Raw genomic sequence first — 18,606 nt, 5'->3', positions numbered from 1 at the left:
AATACTATGTATGTTAACGAGTACATCAAAGACCTCTATCGTGTGAAATTCCATGAGGACCGCGGGAACGTATTGCGCTTGGATATGAACGAAAGCCCAGAAGGCCTGCCGCTTGACTTCGTGGAGGATGTGAAACGGCAGATTACGCCGGAATTTTTGGCTACCTACCCGCAGAAGGATCGGCTTGTTCGGAAAGTGTCCGAGCATATTGGCTTGCAGTCGGATCAGATTACGATCACGAACGGCTCGGATGAAGCCATGCGATTGGCGTTCCAGTGCTTCGGCGAACACGGGAAGAAGGTCATCACGGTTACGCCAACATTCGAGATGTATGGCGTATACGCGGCAATGTTCGGGATGGAGCATGTGACGGTCGCTTACAACGTTGACTTCACAATTCCGGTAGAGCAATTGCTCTCGGAAATTAATGAAGCGACGGGGATCGTCGTTATACTCAATCCGAACAGTCCGATCGGCATGACCTATACAGAATCTGAGGCTCGAGCCATTATAGAGAAGGCGGGCACTGTCGGTGCGCTTGTCGTGATCGACGAAGCGTATCATTATTTTTACGGGTATACGTTCATGCCATTGATCGAACAGTACAACAATGTTATCATGCTGCGGACATTTTCTAAGCTATGCGCGATTGCAGGACTGCGAGTAGGCTACGCGGCAGGAAATGCACAGCTGATCGATTATATGGAGAAGGCCGAGTCTACTTTTAATGTGAGTAACGTGGGGCTGCTGTTCGCAGAAGAAATTCTGAAGCGTCCGGATCTGATGGAGGCACAGCGCGAAGCAGAGGCAGAAGGACGCATTTGGCTCTCCGAACAGTTGAGGAAAGCGGGATACCACGTGCTGGCGCTTGAGGGAAACTTTATTCTGTTCAAGCCGAGAGGCATCGCACGCGATGTAGTGGCGGCGCTGAAAGAAAAGGGCGTCTGGATTCGAGACTATAGCTCGGGAATACTCGCAGGCTATTTGCGCATCTCTACGGGGCATGTCGATAGCATGCGAACGTTCTGGGATGCTTTTACCGCGGTGGAGTGATTGAACGGGAGGCAGACGCATGGCCCAGCTACGCAGTCGGAACGTATTATCCAGCATTATCCAGGATGTGTCTGAACAAATCGTCCCCTTCAAGGACAAGGGGCTCACCATCGTCTGGTTCGGCTATCTGGCGTTGGTCGATGTGGTTCAGAATGCATTGACGGCGAAGGGGCAGCGGATTGATTATGTAGTCGATAACGATCGGATGAAGTGGGGACGGGTTACCTATGGCGGCGTTATGGTGTCTCCTCCCGATCATGTGCTGACAACGGTAAGAAAGCATGCCGTTGTTTTCGTTTTTTCTAATTACACGGATGCGATAGTGCAACAGGTTAGAAGTCTGGGATACAGAGATGATCAAATTATACGCTTCCCCGCACCAGCGGCGTATGCGGAGGAGACGGAAGCGCTTCTCGGCGGTGAACTCGATGCAACAGGGCGAATGACCCTGCGGGAGCTTCAACTGGTAGAACTGGATATACTCAAAGCCCTGCGTGATTTTTGCGCGGAGCATCAATTGAAATATTACTTGGCAGGCGGCACACTGTTCGGTGCGGTTAATTATAAAGGGTTCGTTCCGTGGGACGATGATATAGATGTCTATATGCCGTATGACGATTATGTGAAGCTCATTAAAGATTTCCCCGTCGGCGGTAGATATGAGATCTTGCATTGGGAAGCTTACGACGAGTTTTTCTGGCCCTATATTCAGATGGTGGACAACACCACCGTTATTATGTACGGAAGCACGCCGATCAGCCTAGCGCAAGGCGTATTTATCGATATTATACCGCTGACGGGTTATCCCGAAAAGCAGGATGAGATCGACTATCGCGTGAATATGAATCGCTATCTTGAATCGCAATGGCGATGGTTCTATAATGCACGCGGTGTTGTTGAGATTTCTCCGGAGAGACCGGCGGATTGCCGGGCAGATATTATAAAGCGAAGGTACGATCTTTCCTTTTACGACAGCCCAAACGTGGCGACTGCGGTCGAACTGTGGGGCGGAGAAGAGCAATGGATTGTGCCGCGGGAAGTATTCGATTATGGCAGAACGATGGAGTTTGAAGGCGAGCAATTCTCCGTAGCGAGAGGTTACGAAGAATATCTGAAGCTAAGGGCGCGGAAGTACGCGAATGCACCGGCTTCAGCGGTTCAAGTCTCGCATCCTATCAATGCCTATTGGAAAAAATAAACGGAACGGATGAGCGCATCATGCGGAAGCACCAGCAGCAACGGATTTTTGAGCTCCTTCTTACATTAAAGGAAGCGCATGACGAATTAGAGCGACAGAAGGAGCCCAATATCATCGTAGGCTTGCTTGGCGATTGCCAAGAGTTCGCTGTCAACATTGGGGAATACATCGAGGGGATTGAAGGTGAAGGTACAGCGACTGTATCCCTTCTTGAAGCATATTGCGAATTGCTATATGAGGTAAGCTTAAGTCTTGACTTGGCGAATGGGATTCCAAAGCTTAACGGGCAGTTGACCGTCATAGCGAATCGCGCGAAGAATGAACTAAAGCCAAACAAGATCGAGGTTGCCTTCTTCCCTTATAAAGCTTCCATGTTTGATGCCCTTGAATCGATCTGGTTAGCTGCCAAGGATGATCCGAATTGCGATGTGTATGTCGTTCCGATCCCGTATTATGACAAGCTGCCCGATGGGGAACTGGGTGAGATGCACTACGAAGGCGATCAATATCCGGACTACGTTCCGATTACGAACTGGCTCGAATATGATGTGGAAGCAAGACGTCCCGATATTATCTACATCCACAATCCTTATGATGTTGGTAACCGTGTGACGAGCGTACACCCTATGTATTACAGTAAGCGTTTAAGAGATCTGACTGACTTACTCGTGTATGTGCCGTATTTTGTTTCAAATGGCGACGTCAGTGAGGCTATGTGTAGTACAATGGCCTGTATTTATGCAGATAAGGTGTTCGTACAGTCGGAGAAAGTGCGGCAGACGTATATCAGGGTGTACAAGCGACTTGCACAGGAGCATGGCTTCGGGGATACATTCGGCAAGGCTGAAGAGAAGTTTATAGCCCTTGGCTCGCCCAAGTTCGATAAAGTCGTGAATTCGAGACGAGAAGATTATCCGCTGCCAGAGGAATGGGCTGCGAAGATAGTCCGATCGGACGGCACAAGGAAGAAGGTTGTGCTGTACAACACGACGATCACCTCGTTGCTAGAAGGTAATGATACGGTGTTGCGCAAGCTGCGATACGTGTTCGGCGTGTTCCGCGAGCGGGATGATGTACTGCTCTGGTGGCGCCCGCACCCGCTCAATGGCACAACTTATGCGTCGATGCGACCAGAACTGCTAGAAGAGTACGAGGCGATCGTGCAGGAGTACAAGCTCGCTGGCTTCGGCATCTATGACGATTCCGCAGACTCGCAGCGTGCGATTTCAATGTCGGATGCGTATTACGGCGATGGCGGGTCGCTGATGGGGCTCTATTCGCTCACGGGGAAGCCGATGATGTGGCAGAATGTTGAGTTAGATTCGGATACACCGACCCATAATCCGTATGTCTTTACCCATGCGGCGGATGATGGGGAATGTCTGTGGTGGAGCGCGTTTTCCGGCAATGCGCTTATGCGAATGGACAAGCAGACGAAGGTTGCAACTTATGTAGGGACGTTCCCAGAGGAGAGATACTCCGGATGGTGGTTGCTGTATACGGGCGTGATACTCACCGAAGGCAAGCTGTTCTTTGCACCAGGTGCTGCGGATAAGATTGCTGTCTATGATATTGAGGCGGGTACATGGGACAAGGTTGCATTTGAGTCGTCGTCTGTTCGAGAGACAGAGCGAATGCATCATCCTGAAAGTAAGTTCGCGGATGTAATACGATATAATCAATATTTGTTCTTTATTCCAACGTACTATCCTGCGATTATTCGATATGATCTTCTCACAGGCAAAGTAGAACACTTTAATAAGTGGATCGAGCAATTAGAGACTCATATCTTGGATATTGAAGATGTTTGGTTCGTACACAGTGCACAGGAAGGCTCTGAGCTGCTGTTGCCGGCGTGTAATGCTAACGCAATTATTATATTTGATATGGAGACGTGTACATCTATTGTACAGCCCGTAGAGAACGTAAAACATGGTTTCTCGGGGATTTGTTATGATGGCGAGCGATACTGGATAACTCCACGGAAGAACGGTGGCATTACACAATGGAATCGCAAGGATAATTCCTTCGCTATACTAACAGAATTTCCTCAAGGTTATAACGAAGAAGCATTTCCCTTTACATTGCCTATTTATGCGAATGGGAATGTTTGGCTGCTTCCGAATCATGCAAATCTGATTATTCGAATGGACACGAAAGACAAGAAGATGATGAGCGTAGAGGAGTTTCCGACGCATGCAAGCCCTTTTTACTATACGCAATGGATAGAGGACAAATTAGTTGCGGTGTCCTATCGAGAGAATCTCCTGATTGAATGGGATATTCTCGAAGCTTCGATTCAGGAACATGCAATTGTTGTACCCGGCGAATGTGAGATGCGTATGGGAGGGAGAGGATTGTTTGAAGATTACAATTATGAATCAAGTGCTACAAATCTGGGCAAATACTGCGATTTTATTCTGACACAAGATTGCCAGGCTGTAAATGTAGAACGGCAAATGAAAAGAATAGTTCGAGAGATTGCGAACTTTGAAGGCTACGCAGGCTCTGCTATTTATATGCAAAGTGTGGAGGCCGTACAAATATAATAAAAGGTCAGGTGGGGAATATAAACGATCGAGAGGAGAGCAATCATGATTGAGCGGTTGGGTATATTTGTTGTTTATGATCGTGATGGCATCATCGACGATTATATTCCATATTTTTTAAATGCATTATCATCAAATCTGTCACATCTTATTATTGTTTGTAATGGCAAGCTCATGGATGAAGGCCGGCAGAAATTGGTGCCGTTCACAACAGATATTTTTGTGCGCCCTAACGAAGGGTACGATGCGGGGGCAATCAAGGACGTACTTGAACAATGGTTCGGATGGGACAAGGTCTTAAAGTATGATGAGCTTTTGATCTGCAACGATACTTGCTACGGTCCTATGTTTCCATTAGCCCCGTGTTTTGAGGAAATGGAAAAACGCGACGTAGATTTCTGGGGTATGACGGAGCAAGGAGAATTGCAGCACCTCAATTTCTGGTCGCGCTATCAAGTTAATCAGGCACCGTTGCCACGACATATACAATCGTACTTTATGAATGTGAAGAAACGATTGCTTCACAGTGTACATTTTCGCGAATTCTGGGAACGCCTCAATGTGTCTAATGCGATTCATGAGACGATATTTAACTATGAAATAGCGTTCTCAAATACATTTATACAACTAGGTTATTCCTGCTCGTCTTATGTGGACGTGGGAAAGGTGATCGGCGCCGAGGCGCTAAATAATTATAATTATTCTGTGCTAGATCCTGTAGATATGGTTGTGAAATACAATTGCCCGCTTATCAAGCGCAAGGCATTCGCAAATAGAGAAGATAAAGATATTGGCATAATGGGCAATGAGAAGAAGAATGAACTAGTGAAGATCATTGAGCAGACGACAGAGTACAATGTTAATCTAATATGGGATAACTTATTGCGGACATGTGATATTGGGGATATTAGAACAACGTTACATTTGGATTATATATTTTCAACGCATGTCAAAAATATGAATGAAAGCTTCTTCAAAAACAACACTGCAGTTGTTGTTGCCAACATCACGGATGCAAAGGAATTGCCCTCCTGGTTAGATTACTTGAAGCATATACCAGCGTGGATCTCTCTAGTAGTGACAACCGCAAGTGTTGAGATTGCAGCAGCCATTCGCACGAATGTGAACCACGCAGTGGTTCGTATGGTAGAGGACCGTCTGCATCCTCTTGATGTGTTTCTCTATAACTGTGCTGATTTCATTACGAAGTATGAATACCTTTGTTTTTTACACGATCAAGTGCCAGAAGATCTGCGAGAAAGCGAAAGAGAGGGTCGCTCTTTTCGCTCCTTGATATGGGAAAATACGATTGCGAGCGCTGAGTATATCGTGAATGTAATAAATGAATTAAATACGAATAAACGCTTAAGTTTTTTAACCGTTCAACAACCATATCATGGAAGTTTTTTCTCGGCGTTTGGAAACGGTTGGGGAGGGAGATTCGGCTACGCGAAGAAGTTGGAGGAGGGTTTAGGGATCCGTTTAAATCTTTCAGAGAGCAGCCCTCCATTTGCGACAACGCATGCTTTTTGGTGCCGCACTTCGGCTATTCGAACTGCTTTTGAGTTTCAGTGGGAGAAAAAAGAGATTCCAGTAGAAGTGTTAGGATATGTTATGCCTCACATCTGTCAGTATAATGGCTACTTCAGTGCAACCATGGCATCTGATCGCTACAGGGCTGTTCGTAGTGTGGATTTGGAGCGCATCCTAAGTAGAATTCTTGAACGGGTTCGTAATCACTTGCCATTTTCAAGTTATAATGAATTTTTTAATGAAGCGTTGCTGTTTGATCGCAATGTTCTTCGAGAGTGTACCAAATATAAAAAGCTTTATATTTACGGTGCTGGAGAATATGCAGGGTACGTATCCGACATTTTAAGAGATCAAAAAATTGATTATATCGGATTTATTATAACCGATGGCAGACAAAAGCCGGCTAGTTACCGATCGCATCCTGTTTATTATCTATCTGAAATAGAAGCAACGAAACCGGATGTTGGTGTCATACTCGGAGTTGATCGCAGGAACAGAAACGAGGTCGAGCCACTTCTAAGTGCAAAGGGAATGACGAATATATTGGCTTTTGACATATAGATCAGGAGTGAGCTTAAAATGAACAGGGCACCCTTGCAAGCGTTTGTGCCGATAGGTGCTCCCGTATTGGAGATTGGGCCATTAGATAAGCCATTCCTACGACGAGATTCGTATGATGCTTATTATGCAGATGTCCGAGAGACGGGAGCGATTATCGATTTCTTTCGCAACGATCCAAATGTGAATATAGACAAGGTCGTTCCAATCGACTACGTCATCCGCGAGTCGTACAGTAAAGCGGTCGGGAAGAAGAAATTTGCGGCTATCTTTCACTCTCATGTCATTGAGCATGTTCCGAACATCATTGGCTTCTTGCTGGAATTAAGTGAGATCCTTATGGATGATGGAAAAGTCATTATGGCGATTCCAGACAAACGGGGCACTTTCGATTGGTTCCGAGACGTAACCCCTTTTCGTGACGCTTATGATGTCTATCGCGGAGGGAGCCCTGCGCGGCTTGCATTCGATAGTTTGCTGAACGGACTCTCAACGCCCTTATTGGCTTCGTCTAACTATATAGGTGATGTCTCTTTCCGTTCGAATGTATTAGAAGATGAGGCGCGTTTTAAAAACGCGGAGAAGTTATACGACGATCCCTTCTTTATAGAGAATGCATCTCCTCATTACTGGGTGTTTACCGGAAAGTCTTTTTTGCAATTTTTACGTGACGGAATACGCTGTAAGTTATTTCCGTTTCGATTAGAACATTTTGAAGACAAGGGGCTGCTCGCGCACGAGTTTCATATTGTGTTGACCAAAGATGAATGCATCACTCGCGATGCGTTTAAACGTAGGGAAGAGATACTAAAGCTTAACGAACTGATTGAATGCAACGAAGACCGCTCAGGTAAGATGCTGCAGGAGTTGCGAGCGTATTGTAAAGAGGTTGAAAGTGTTTATATTTACGGTTGTGGGTATTATGGCACAGAAGTAAGCAAGATTATTCGATATCTCGGAGGGGAAATTAACGGCTTTATTGTGACAGACGGTTTCAGGTTAGTAGAACATGTGATGGGCATTCGAGTATATGAACTTTCGGAAATACAGAATCGTGATGTCCCGATTGTCGTTGCACTGGACTCAGTTAATCAAGCGGAAGTTCTTCCTTTATTGAAAGAGCGTGGATTTGAGCAAGTCTTTTCAAAGATTGAAGTGTGAAGAAAGAGATTAGTAAAGGTTTTTTCTAATAATCCCAATAGGGTGAATGTATGATGGCCAAAGTTAGTATAATTATTGCTTGTTACAACAAAGCTCCATATATAGGAAATACATTCCATTCGATTATCAATCAGTTGTGGGATAACATCGAAGTAGTTCTTGTTGACGATGGTTCTACCGATGAGACTGAGGAAATAATTCACGAATGGGAAGCGCGCTTCTTGGATAGAGGGTATGAACTGGTTGTTATGAGGCAACACAATGCGGGGGTAGCAGCCGCAATAAAGAGTGGACTGGCTTGTTCGAATGGACAATATATCTGTTTTCCCGATGCGGATGATGAATTAGACGAGGAATACGTTTCATCACTTGTCCAAGCGCTGGAGGCGGATGAAGATGCTGAATTTGCAGTCTGCGGGCTGGCGAGAAGAAGTACACCAAACGCGATGCCGGCACAGATGATCTTTACAGATGAAATAATGCCGAATACGACGATTGAACAGGTTTTATTACAGAGGGTCCATAGTTCTGTGTGCGTTTATCTTGTAAAACGCGAATATGCCGAACGATGCGGTATGATGGGCATGGTCACGGAAGACGCTACATCACAAGAACCGCAAATAACGACTTTGATTTATGCAGGAGGCGGGAAATCGGTTAAAGTTGATAAGCCTCTCTATATTTATAATACCTACGCAAGCGAGCTTGCGGGAGGAAGAGGGAAGCAGTTCCTATCGGAACACTACAGAAATCGCCTAAGGTTATATGAAAAAACCATAGAACAATTATCGCGAAGTTCCGAGGAAAAGGCCTGGTTTAAAGGGCTGGCTGCAATCGGCTGCCGTTATATGGTTTCCTCTATAATGTCAGAAGGCGATGTCGATAATGAGATATTTTTCCGTTCACTAACGAATGGAATTCTTAATCGCCGACAGGAGTTTCCGCAATTAACGGGATGTATTATTGCATATGGTTCTCTCGGTCATATGGCAAAGCGCTTACTGCCTCTTCTGCAAGGCACACTACTTCAACCTCAACTTTATTGGGATGCAGCAGCAGATTCTGGTGCCGTTGCATATGGCGGTTCTGCAGTAACGAAACCAAACGAGGCGCAGTTGGGACCAGAAAGTACGTTGATCTGTTTCCCGAAATCTCAGATGATCCTTGCAGAAGTAAAGAATCTAGCATCGAGTAAAAGAGCAAAAGTGCTTTCTTGGCACGACGTTATCGACTATCTGGCTTATCAATATTATCCTACATTTGGTCGTGTCGAATAACGCCACTTTTACACCGCTTTAATTAACTCACTTCAGATAAAGGAGGCACTTATGGATACACCACTAGTTTCGATAGTTATCCCAGTATATAACGGGGCGAATTATATGCGCGAGGCAATCGATAGCGCGCTTGCGCAGACCTACCCGAATGTAGAAATAATTGTTGTAAATGATGGTTCGATAGATAAAGGGGAGACAGAGCGAATCGCGCTGTCTTATGGCGATAGGATTAGGTATCTATCTAAAAAGAACGGTGGAGTTGCAACAGCCCTGAATTACGCCTTAGAGGAGATGAAGGGCGAATATTTTTCTTGGTTATCGCACGATGATTTGTACTACCCCCAGAAGTTAGAGAGACAATTACAAGCCCTACAGGCGAGTGGAAATATGACTGCGATTGTGCTAAGTGATCTGGATGTAATGGATACGAATGTTGTAGTGTCACGCTTGAAGATTAATAGCAGATTCACGACTACGCAGTTGCAAAATTCGGTATTTGCAATTTTAGAGGGATTAATTAATGGATGTGCGCTGTTGATACATAAGTCTCATTTTGATAGAGTCGGTCGATTCGACGAAAGTTTGATCACGACTCAAGATTACGATTTGTGGTTCCGAATGTTTCGACATCAAAGATTGCTCTATGTGCCGGAAGCGTTAGTCATTTCTCGATTGCACAGTGCTCAGGGAAGTCGCACGATCCAACAACATGAAAGAGAACGCAATGATCTCTACATTCGTTTTCTTAAAGAATTGACTGTCGAGGAAATCGTATCTATGTATGGAACGGAATATCAATTTTATTGCAGAATGAATGAACTTTTCCGGAACTTCAAGCTTAACGCAGCCTATCGATATTCTAACGAACAATTGCAGTCTAAGGAAGTGCCATACTTCGTTTACGATGAAATTCGGGGCCTGAGCTACAATCTGAATCGGATGTCCGAGGGGCGCGCGGATCGCGTGTGCATATTCGGCGCCGGTGCATACGGGACACGGTTATGCGAGTCACTTGTTAGTCGTATGATCCAGGTCGACAACTTCTGCGACAACAATCCCGAAAAATGGGGGACGGTTGTAAATGGCGTTCCATGCATTTCGCCCTCTCAGCTTGTTGAGATGAAAGAACGAACGCTGGTCATCGTTGCTGTGGCTACACCGGAGCCAATTGTTCAACAACTAGAAACAATGGGGGTTTCTTTTGTAACAACTAAGCAAGAGCTGGATCCGATGCTCGACAAGACTGCACTTCTAAAGTGGGTGTCCGCTCTTGAAACCGTTGAAGGCATAGACTATACAACTGACAACATATCAGTATTAATAAATCAATATAAAAAAATAGTTGTCGATATGGGAAATCGTCTGCTCTCTTAATCCCCTATTTCGGCAGTACCAGAGAAGTAAAGCTGAATTGAGATACACACAAAAGGGTGAGTTGTATGTCGCAATATATTTTTCCTTACCGTTCAATAGAAGCGGGGAGCAAGATTGTTCTATATGCGGCAGGTGATGTAGGACAGCATTACTACCGACAGTTACAAGCGACAGGTTACTGTGAAGTTGTGCTCTGGTTAGATAGAGAACCCAACGCAACTAATGTTCGTCTTCCCGAGTCCATTACTTGTCTTTCAAGTGAAAATTACGATTTTGTTGTAATTGCTATTCAAAATATTGAACTAATCGATAGTATTAAAAACTTTCTCGTTACATTAGGGGTTCCTCTCAGTAAGATAGTGGACACCCCGCCTGTTGTAGCACCGTTAATTAGCCGTTACTCTCGAATGACACTTCATGACTGGTTAGAAGATACTCGCAGAGTGAAGGACGAATTGTTAGGCTACTTCGCCAGATCTAAAGGGGATATTAATTATTTCGATTCATTAATCAAAGAGATGAAGGGAAGTTGTGACGGTGATAGAATGCTTAAGGTGGTCGTTCAGAAACGAGCGATCCATCTTGTTGAAGATGAATTAAATTCAGCTGAAATGCGCTTAGTACTACTGCGAGTAATGGTCGAGGCTGACTGTTTCGACAAGCAAATGATGCGATTATTCATGAAGAACATAGGTGAGTTGCGCAATAACTCTGCCCAGAAGTATTGGCTTTTAAATGATGTGTCATCGATTTGGATGCATTATGCGGGCATATTATATGAAGACTATTGGATAGATAAGCAGAATGTGATGAAAGAATACGCTGATGAACTTAACTTACATTGGAATCCTTCTCCGTATCGCCGGGAAAATAATCAAACAATATGTTTTCTTACGTCTGGATTTGATTTCGAATCGCCCATGAAAGCTACATCCCCTATAGTGAAGGAATTAATAAGAAGAAACTACCGAATTCACGTTATTGATTTACTTCCTTATCGTAACGATTCTGGTGCTAATTTTTTGCAGCCGAAATACCCTCTATCATTGTTTGGAGTTAGCGAAGGTCAGAAAGAAAAAATCCGCATGCACTTCCCTGAACCGATTTATCTACATTATCCGAAAGCAGTGACAATGAGAGAAAGACAACAAGAAATTTTGGATTTGATTAGCGAGATAAATCCATACGGTATTTTTGATATAACAGACGAGCTTGGGTTTATCTCATCCTATTACTACCGTGATTATCCCACAGTTCATATACCGGCCCGTAAAATACGAGAGTCTAGCTCATTTTTTCATCGGTTTGTAGTCTCAAAAAATCTTCCTGTTGATGTGCTTGCACCAATTCGAGAAGATCAAATTTTGGCTGTTCCACTATTTGTTGAGTATGTTCTACCTAAGCGTGAATTTAAACGTAATGAATATGGATTTAAAAGCGATGATATACTTGTTGTAACGGTTGGGTACCGTTTGAATGTGGATATTAGTCCTGAACTAGTAGACATGTTTTGCACGGAGATATCTACAAATCCTAAGGTCAAATGGATCTGTGTTGCTCCATCTGAGCATCACTATATAGTTGAAAATTACCGCCACCTCTGTGGAACGCAAATTTTCTTTTGGGGACATGAGGACGACTTACCTGGGCTTTATGGAATGTGTGATATTTATCTCAATCCGAAACGATTTGGTGGCGGGTTGAGCATCGCTTGGGCGATGCAGCACGGGCTTGCCCTCGCAGCGCCGATTGGTGCCGACGCCTCGATGATGTACGCAGGAGTAGAATTAGTGGTGCGAGACGAAAAAGAGTTAGTTTCATACGTAATGAAAATGGCGAATAGTCCGGATCTATTAGTACAAAATCAAGTGGTGATGCAACGAATTGCATCCGAGTGGAGCATTGAGAGATATGTGAATGCGTTGATTCAAGGTATAAATGAGGTAGCAAAAGATTTTCAGGCAATGGGTACCTAAAATTAAAGTGATTCGTGGCTCTAATTCAGACATTATTTTAAATTCAGGGTCATTGACACGACTTAACTTTAATCGATTAGCGACTGTGTTTCTTATGTTGAAAAGAAAGTTTCTTTGCAGCTCCAAACGACAGTCTTGAATTATCGTTACATTTGGAGGCAAGTATGACAATGCGCATTGCTTTTAATAAAGCTCCTGTTATCGAGACCACTATACACTATCTAACACGAGTTCTAAACGGACGGCTCGCCGGTGATGGTGCTTTTACGGCACAGTGCTCATCATGGATGGAAACACGATTCGATGCTGCACGTGTGCTTTTGACAACTTCAGGCAGTCACGCCTTAGATATGACTGCACATCTTTGTGGGGTGCAACCAGGGGATGAGGTTATCATGGCCTCATATACGTTTTCTTCTACGGCTAACGCCTTTGCGGGGCTTGGTGCGAAGATTGTGTTCGTGGACATTCGTCCAGATACGATGAATATCGATGAATCGCTAATAGAAGAAGCGATAACTGCACGCACAAAGGTCATTGTACCCATGCATTATGCAGGAGTAGCCTGTGAGATGGATACAATTACAGAGATCGCACGGCGTCATGGATTGCTCGTTGTCGAAGATGCGGCACAAGGCGTGATGTCAACATATAAAGGACGTGCCTTGGGGACAATTGGAGATTACGGGTGTTATAGCTTTCATGAAACTAAAAATTATAGCATGGGCGAGGGAGGAGCCCTGCTCATCCGTGACCCGTCTGCTATTCCGAAAGCGGAGGTTATTCGTGAGAAAGGAACGAATCGCAGTCGGTTCTTCCGGGGAGAAATTGATAAATATTCATGGGTCGATTGGGGCTCGTCGTACTTGCCCAGTGAGATAAATGCGGCTTATCTATGGTCACAATTAGAAGTAGCCGATGAAATCAATCATATTCGATTAGCAAGATGGCAGCAGTATTATGAGGCTCTTCTACCGTTAGAGCGTGATGGGCTGATCGCACTTCCATCCATTCCCAAGGACTGTATACACAATGCTCATATGTTTTATCTGAAAGTGGCAAATGAGAACGTCCAGTCAGCCTTGATTAATCATCTAAAGAAGGCGGGGATCGCCGCGGTGTTCCACTACGTGCCGCTGCATAGCTCAGAAGCGGGCCGTAAGTTTGGAAGGTTTCATGGTGAAGACAGATATACGACAACCGAAAGCTCGAGGTTGATCCGAATGCCAATGTTTTATTCTTTATCAAGTCAAGAAGTAATGGAAGTCGTAGCAAGTATTTATGATTACTTTGAAAACGAACGCAATTAAGGAGTGATGATTGTGAACGTAAACCATGAAGTTGAAAGCCAATACCCAGGATTTCACCTAGATATGTTGACTAAAGGTTACACTGTCATTCCTCAATTTATTGACGATCACACTTGTAATGTACTTAAAGCAAAATTAGAGTTAGCTATTGAGAATTATCAAGTTAGGGGTTCTGCTCGGAGCAAGGCTGACAAATATTTAATACACGATTTATTATGTCAAGATATTTGTTTTGGAAGGTTGCTAGAGGATACTAGATTGCAGATGCTTCTATCTCCCCTACTTGGTGAAAGTTGGATTCTCTACGCATATACATCTTCATCTCTACCTCCTGGGGAGGGAAATTTTGGTAGCAGACTACACGTGGATTCACCAAGATTAATTCCAAACTACCCTACTAATATAGGGGTCATGTGGGCACTTGATGATTTTACTTTGGAAAATGGTGCCACTAAAATGCTGCCAGGTTCCCACCACACAGATCTTGTCCCCGTAGAAGAGTATTTTGAGAATTCGTGCGTTCAACTCACCTGTAAAAGAGGGGCCTTGATTATTTTTAATGCTCGTGTTTGGCACAGGGCAGGTATCAATATGTCGACTAGTTGGAGGCATTCACTGACCATGAACGCCTGTAGATCTTACATGAAGCAAAGAATGGATTGGGTTAGATTTATTCCCAGTTCTATTAGTGATCAATTAAATGAACAAGGTAGGAGAATTATCGGGTTTGACACAAGATTACCCACAAATCTAGATGAACTCTTTTTGCCGGAGTCTGAAAGGTTATATAAACCAAATCAAGGATAAGAAAATTTAATCTTAGAGGTGTTTAGATATGAATTCTGAGATAATTGCTGCAAACATCCATGTCCACTCTATTATGGCTGATCACTATAATAAAGAACCCCACTTTCTTCCGGAAAATCAAAGCAAGGTTAAATCGAACTTGATTGAACTCAGTAGCATGGGAAACGAAAGGCTGTTGGATCTAGGTTGCGGAACTGGATTTATTATAAACCTTGCCGTAGATTTATTTGATGAAATACATGGTGTAGATGTGACTAAAGCTATGCTTGATAAGATTGATCTCAGTACTGGAAATATCAAGCTCCATAACATCCCGGCAGAATCATTGCCATTTGAGAATGATTATTTTGACTTAGTTACAGCGTATTCCTTTATCCACCATTTGGAGGATTATAATCCGGTTTTGAAAGAAGCGTATAGAGTATTAAAACCTGGTGGACAATTTTATATTGATTTAGAACCGAATAAACTATTTTGGAATGCAATCAAAGCACTTCCAGAAGACGGTGTATTGACTCCAATTGTAGAAAGAGAAGTTAAATCCGTTTTGCACACAGATAGCAGTGTTCAAGAACACTTTGGAATTGATACCGAAGTATTTAATAAGGCTGAATATATAAAAAATATACTGGGAGGCATAGATCCATTTGCATTTCAAAAAGACTGTCTGACTGCAGGTTTTACCGCATGCCAGATTAATTTTGAGTGGTTTTTGGGGCAAGGGAGTGTTACACGGCAAATGGGGAACAGTGCAGCGGATGAGATAATACAATACCTGCGCGAGCTTGGGCCATTAGGAAACAATTTATTTAAATATCTAAGGTTTAATATGGTGAAATAAATGCGGAACCTAGTTGTCTTCGGTATTGGAGAATTTGCGGAATTAGTTAGCTATTATTTTTCAACTGATTCAAAATATAAACAAGTTGCCTTTACTATTGAAAAGGAATATATACGGTCTTCGGAGTTTCTGGGTTTTCCCTTAATAGACTTCGAAAAACTTCATTTGTTATATCCACCGGAAGAGAATGATATTTTCATTGCAGTTGGCTATTCTCGCACAAACAGTCTGCGTGCAAAGTTTTACGAGATGGCATACAAAAAGGGTTATCAATTCGCTAGTTTTATTAGTGAAAGTGCCCTTGTTTCTAACAACTCAATTATCGGAAATAACTGCATGGTGTTGGAAGGTGCAATTGTTCAACCGTTTGTTGAAATAGGAAACGGAGTTGTCATATGGAGTGGTGCTCATATAGGGCATCATTCCAAGGTTCAAAACTTTTGCTTCATTGCCCCCAATGCCGCTATCTCAGGAAAAGTAAACCTTTCTGAACGCTGCTTTGTGGGAATAAATGCAACAATTAGAGATGGAATAAATATAGGTTGTTCAAGCATTATCGGAGCAGGAACAGTAATTTTAAATGATGTTGAGGATGGAAGTGTATATAGAGGGTTAGAGAGTACTCATCTTCCCATAAGCAGTGATCACATTAGAAGGCTTTAATATTCTTTTAAAGGAAATGACAAATGAAGAGAGTAGCTATTCTACAGTCGAATTATCTTCCGTGGAAAGGTTATTTCGATATCATCAACGATGTCGACTTATTTATCTTTTACGATGATGTTCAGTACACAAAAAATGATTGGAGAAATAGAAATAAAATTAAAACGAGTGACGGGACACAGTGGATTACAATTCCAATTGGGGCCCAAAACGATTTGCTGATAAACGAAGTAGAAGTAAAAGGGGATGTTTGGAAGAGGAAGCACTTTAATTCAATAAAGGCAAATTACTCGAGAGCGCCGTTTTATAAAAACTACAAGGATTTTTTGGAGACTTTTTACTTCGGGCACGAATGGACAAATCTTTCAGAGATTAACCAATACCTAATTGTAGAATTATCGCGCATATTAGGAATTAAAACACTATTTGCAAGATCACAGGACTTCTCCTCAACGGGAAATAAAACCAATCGTTTGATTTCGCTTTTAAAAGAAGTCGAAGCCACGCACTACATCTCTGGTCCTGCTGCAAAGTCTTATCTTAATACTGAGGCCTTTTATGAAAATAATATAGAATTAATTTATAAAGGTTATGAGGGATATCCTATATATCCCCAGTCTGGTGCCACATTTGAACATAGCGTTTCGATAATAGACTTACTATTTCACACAGGTGCTAAAGCTCCATATTATATATGGGGATGGAGAGACGAGTGATTATCGAACGTTTTGGTAACGAAAGAATCAAAAAATAATTTATCTAGGTTCTGTTACCGCTTTCAAAATCCCCATTGACACAAAACTTTCCATGATGGTATATTCTCGTTGTGGGCCAGGCCAAATCGCCTATGTTAGTGGAATTATTGATGCCATTGAATTGAAGATGAAGGGAATGTTATGCACATGCAAGGTAAAGTGAAATGGTTCAACGCAGAAAAAGGATATGGCTTCATCGAAGCAGAAGAAGGCGGCGGCGTTTTCGTTCACTTCTCCGCGATTCAAATGGACGGCTACAAGGCGCTCGAAGAAGGCCAGCCGGTTGAGTTTGACATCGTGCAAGGTGCACGCGGCCCGCAAGCAGCAAACGTTATCAAAATTTAAACTGAAGAGCGTGCAGAACGCTCGTCACGTATAGATAGAACATCGGTCCTGAATACGATTGATGGCCACCCCGCCTCGGAGCAATCCGAGGTTTTTCTCTTTCTTTAACCGTTTTCATCGCTGTTTTCAAAGTTAACAGAAAATTCAAAACAATCATCGGAATGTTTTGAAAATAGCCTCTGTGGTATGTTAAAATGAAGGCAGCAAAGGAGGCAACAGCATATGAAATATACGATTCGCGGTCAGCGCATGGAAGTCACGGCAGCCCTGAGGGAATATGTCGAAAAGAAGCTAACCAGGCTCGAACGGTATTTTGAAGCGCCTCCCGAAACCGATGTTCAAGTAACGCTTAGCGTAACCAAAGGCAGCAGCGCAGTTGAGGTAACGCTTCCGCTCCCGAACATGTTTCTCCGTGCGGAAGAGAAGAGCAATGACATGTATGCTTCCATCGACCTCGTAGTGGACAAACTTGAACGCCAGATTCGCAAGCACAAGACGAAGTTGAATCGCAGGATGAAGCAGGACAACCAGGCCCGCATCTTTAAGGAACAAGTGCCGGGCGCGACATCTTCCTCCACAGCCGTCTTGCTGGACGAAGAAGAGGACTTTGAGCTTGTGCGGACGAAGCGGTTCAAGTTCAGACCGATGGAGGTCGAGGATGCGATCCTGCAGATGAATCTGGTCGGTCACAACTTTTATGTGTTCGCCAATTCCGCAACCAAGGAAATGAACGTTGTTTACCGTCGGAATGACGGGACGTATGGCTTGATTGAAGCCGAATAACTACTAAACTGAAATGAACAGGCCTCGGAATCCTGCCGAGGTCTTTAATGTGTATGTCCGCAAACGCCGCTTTCCTTGCCCCCCTCCCGCCAAACTGCTAAAATAAGTAGATACGGTCATCCCGCATAAGGGGAAGGGGTATCATATGCTCGGAATAGTGAAGAAGATATTCGGAGACGCCAACGAGCGCGAAGTGAAGCGGCTGTCCAAGACGGTCGACGAGATCAACGAGCTGGAGTCTTCGGTTAAAGGGCTTAGCGACGAACAGCTTCGTGCCAAGACGGACGAGTTCCGCAATCGCCTGAATAATGAGAATTTTGAATTGGACGATATTTTGCCGGAGGCGTTCGCGGTCGTACGCGAGGCTGCGATGCGGGTGCTGGGGCAGCGCCACTACGACGTCCAGTTGATGGGCGGCATGGT

The 18,606-nt window shown here is 43.8% G+C and carries 15 protein-coding genes and 1 pseudogene; all 16 read left to right on the top strand.

Annotated features, from left to right (window positions below):
• Positions 1 to 6: 6 nt before the first annotated feature.
• On the top strand, positions 7 to 1,053 hold the full coding sequence (locus KVT38_RS23725; RefSeq protein WP_217596226.1) for a pyridoxal phosphate-dependent aminotransferase: 1,047 nt from the start codon (positions 7 to 9) through the stop codon (positions 1,051 to 1,053).
• Positions 1,054 to 1,072: 19 nt separating this feature from the next.
• Entirely contained in the window at positions 1,073 to 2,251 is a 1,179-nt protein-coding gene (locus tag KVT38_RS23720) for a LicD family protein (protein WP_217596225.1), read from the top strand.
• Positions 2,252 to 2,271: 20 nt separating this feature from the next.
• A complete protein-coding gene (locus KVT38_RS23715) occupies positions 2,272 to 4,800 on the top strand; it encodes an NHL repeat-containing protein (RefSeq protein WP_217596224.1) in 2,529 nt (842 codons plus the stop codon).
• A gap of 45 nt (positions 4,801 to 4,845) precedes the next feature.
• The gene (locus tag KVT38_RS23710; protein WP_217596223.1) at positions 4,846 to 6,894 is read left to right on the top strand and encodes a rhamnan synthesis F family protein; all 2,049 of its coding nucleotides are present in this window, start codon (positions 4,846 to 4,848) and stop codon (positions 6,892 to 6,894) included.
• A gap of 18 nt (positions 6,895 to 6,912) precedes the next feature.
• Positions 6,913 to 8,052, top strand: a complete 1,140-nt coding sequence (locus tag KVT38_RS23705) for a class I SAM-dependent methyltransferase (RefSeq protein ID WP_217596222.1) — start codon at positions 6,913 to 6,915, stop codon at positions 8,050 to 8,052.
• A 50-nt stretch (positions 8,053 to 8,102) separates the two neighbouring features.
• A complete protein-coding gene (locus KVT38_RS23700) occupies positions 8,103 to 9,329 on the top strand; it encodes a glycosyltransferase family 2 protein (protein ID WP_217596221.1) in 1,227 nt (408 codons plus the stop codon).
• A gap of 51 nt (positions 9,330 to 9,380) precedes the next feature.
• A complete protein-coding gene (locus KVT38_RS23695) occupies positions 9,381 to 10,703 on the top strand; it encodes a glycosyltransferase (RefSeq protein WP_217596220.1) in 1,323 nt (440 codons plus the stop codon).
• Between the two features lie 65 nt (positions 10,704 to 10,768).
• On the top strand, positions 10,769 to 12,679 hold the full coding sequence (locus KVT38_RS23690; protein WP_217596219.1) for a glycosyltransferase family protein: 1,911 nt from the start codon (positions 10,769 to 10,771) through the stop codon (positions 12,677 to 12,679).
• A gap of 164 nt (positions 12,680 to 12,843) precedes the next feature.
• On the top strand, positions 12,844 to 13,989 hold the full coding sequence (rffA, locus tag KVT38_RS23685; RefSeq protein ID WP_254639500.1) for a dTDP-4-amino-4,6-dideoxygalactose transaminase: 1,146 nt from the start codon (positions 12,844 to 12,846) through the stop codon (positions 13,987 to 13,989).
• 12 nt (positions 13,990 to 14,001) lie between these two features.
• Positions 14,002 to 14,796 carry a phytanoyl-CoA dioxygenase family protein gene (locus KVT38_RS23680; protein ID WP_217596218.1) on the top strand — a complete coding sequence of 265 codons (795 nt, stop codon included), beginning with the start codon at positions 14,002 to 14,004 and terminating at the stop codon, positions 14,794 to 14,796.
• Positions 14,797 to 14,824: 28 nt separating this feature from the next.
• Complete coding sequence (locus tag KVT38_RS23675) at positions 14,825 to 15,637, top strand: class I SAM-dependent methyltransferase (protein ID WP_217596217.1); 813 nt, start codon at positions 14,825 to 14,827, stop codon at positions 15,635 to 15,637.
• Positions 15,638 to 16,300, top strand: coding sequence for an acetyltransferase (locus KVT38_RS23670; protein ID WP_217596216.1), 663 nt, complete (start codon positions 15,638 to 15,640; stop codon positions 16,298 to 16,300).
• A gap of 23 nt (positions 16,301 to 16,323) precedes the next feature.
• On the top strand, positions 16,324 to 17,016 hold the full coding sequence (locus KVT38_RS23665) for a WbqC family protein (protein ID WP_217596215.1): 693 nt from the start codon (positions 16,324 to 16,326) through the stop codon (positions 17,014 to 17,016).
• Between the two features lie 186 nt (positions 17,017 to 17,202).
• Positions 17,203 to 17,400, top strand: a complete 198-nt coding sequence (locus tag KVT38_RS23660; protein ID WP_217596269.1) for a cold shock domain-containing protein — start codon at positions 17,203 to 17,205, stop codon at positions 17,398 to 17,400.
• 222 nt (positions 17,401 to 17,622) lie between these two features.
• The gene (hpf, locus tag KVT38_RS23655) at positions 17,623 to 18,183 is read left to right on the top strand and encodes a ribosome hibernation-promoting factor, HPF/YfiA family (protein ID WP_217596214.1); all 561 of its coding nucleotides are present in this window, start codon (positions 17,623 to 17,625) and stop codon (positions 18,181 to 18,183) included.
• 145 nt (positions 18,184 to 18,328) lie between these two features.
• A pseudogene (gene secA, locus KVT38_RS23650) lies at positions 18,329 to 18,606 on the top strand (preprotein translocase subunit SecA); the annotation flags it as partial.

The organism is Cohnella sp. GbtcB17 (assembly GCF_019091135.1).
In the GTDB taxonomy this organism is placed as follows: domain Bacteria; phylum Bacillota; class Bacilli; order Paenibacillales; family Paenibacillaceae; genus Cohnella.
Note: the sequence above shows the minus strand (reverse complement) of the source record. Positions and strands in the feature narration are given on the sequence as shown.

Excerpts from the sequence above, each read along its gene's own strand:
- KVT38_RS23725 (WP_217596226.1), top strand. The coding sequence starts at position 7 with ATGTATGTTAACGAGTACATCAAAGACCTCTATCGTGTGAAATTCCAT.
- KVT38_RS23720 (WP_217596225.1), top strand. The coding sequence starts at position 1,073 with ATGGCCCAGCTACGCAGTCGGAACGTATTATCCAGCATTATCCAGGAT.
- KVT38_RS23715 (WP_217596224.1), top strand. The coding sequence starts at position 2,272 with ATGCGGAAGCACCAGCAGCAACGGATTTTTGAGCTCCTTCTTACATTA.
- KVT38_RS23710 (WP_217596223.1), top strand. The coding sequence starts at position 4,846 with ATGATTGAGCGGTTGGGTATATTTGTTGTTTATGATCGTGATGGCATC.
- KVT38_RS23705 (WP_217596222.1), top strand. The coding sequence starts at position 6,913 with ATGAACAGGGCACCCTTGCAAGCGTTTGTGCCGATAGGTGCTCCCGTA.
- KVT38_RS23700 (WP_217596221.1), top strand. The coding sequence starts at position 8,103 with ATGATGGCCAAAGTTAGTATAATTATTGCTTGTTACAACAAAGCTCCA.
- KVT38_RS23695 (WP_217596220.1), top strand. The coding sequence starts at position 9,381 with ATGGATACACCACTAGTTTCGATAGTTATCCCAGTATATAACGGGGCG.
- KVT38_RS23690 (WP_217596219.1), top strand. The coding sequence starts at position 10,769 with ATGTCGCAATATATTTTTCCTTACCGTTCAATAGAAGCGGGGAGCAAG.
- rffA (WP_254639500.1), top strand. The coding sequence starts at position 12,844 with ATGACAATGCGCATTGCTTTTAATAAAGCTCCTGTTATCGAGACCACT.
- KVT38_RS23675 (WP_217596217.1), top strand. The coding sequence starts at position 14,825 with ATGAATTCTGAGATAATTGCTGCAAACATCCATGTCCACTCTATTATG.
- KVT38_RS23670 (WP_217596216.1), top strand. The coding sequence starts at position 15,638 with ATGCGGAACCTAGTTGTCTTCGGTATTGGAGAATTTGCGGAATTAGTT.
- KVT38_RS23665 (WP_217596215.1), top strand. The coding sequence starts at position 16,324 with ATGAAGAGAGTAGCTATTCTACAGTCGAATTATCTTCCGTGGAAAGGT.
- KVT38_RS23660 (WP_217596269.1), top strand. The coding sequence starts at position 17,203 with ATGCAAGGTAAAGTGAAATGGTTCAACGCAGAAAAAGGATATGGCTTC.
- hpf (WP_217596214.1), top strand. The coding sequence starts at position 17,623 with ATGAAATATACGATTCGCGGTCAGCGCATGGAAGTCACGGCAGCCCTG.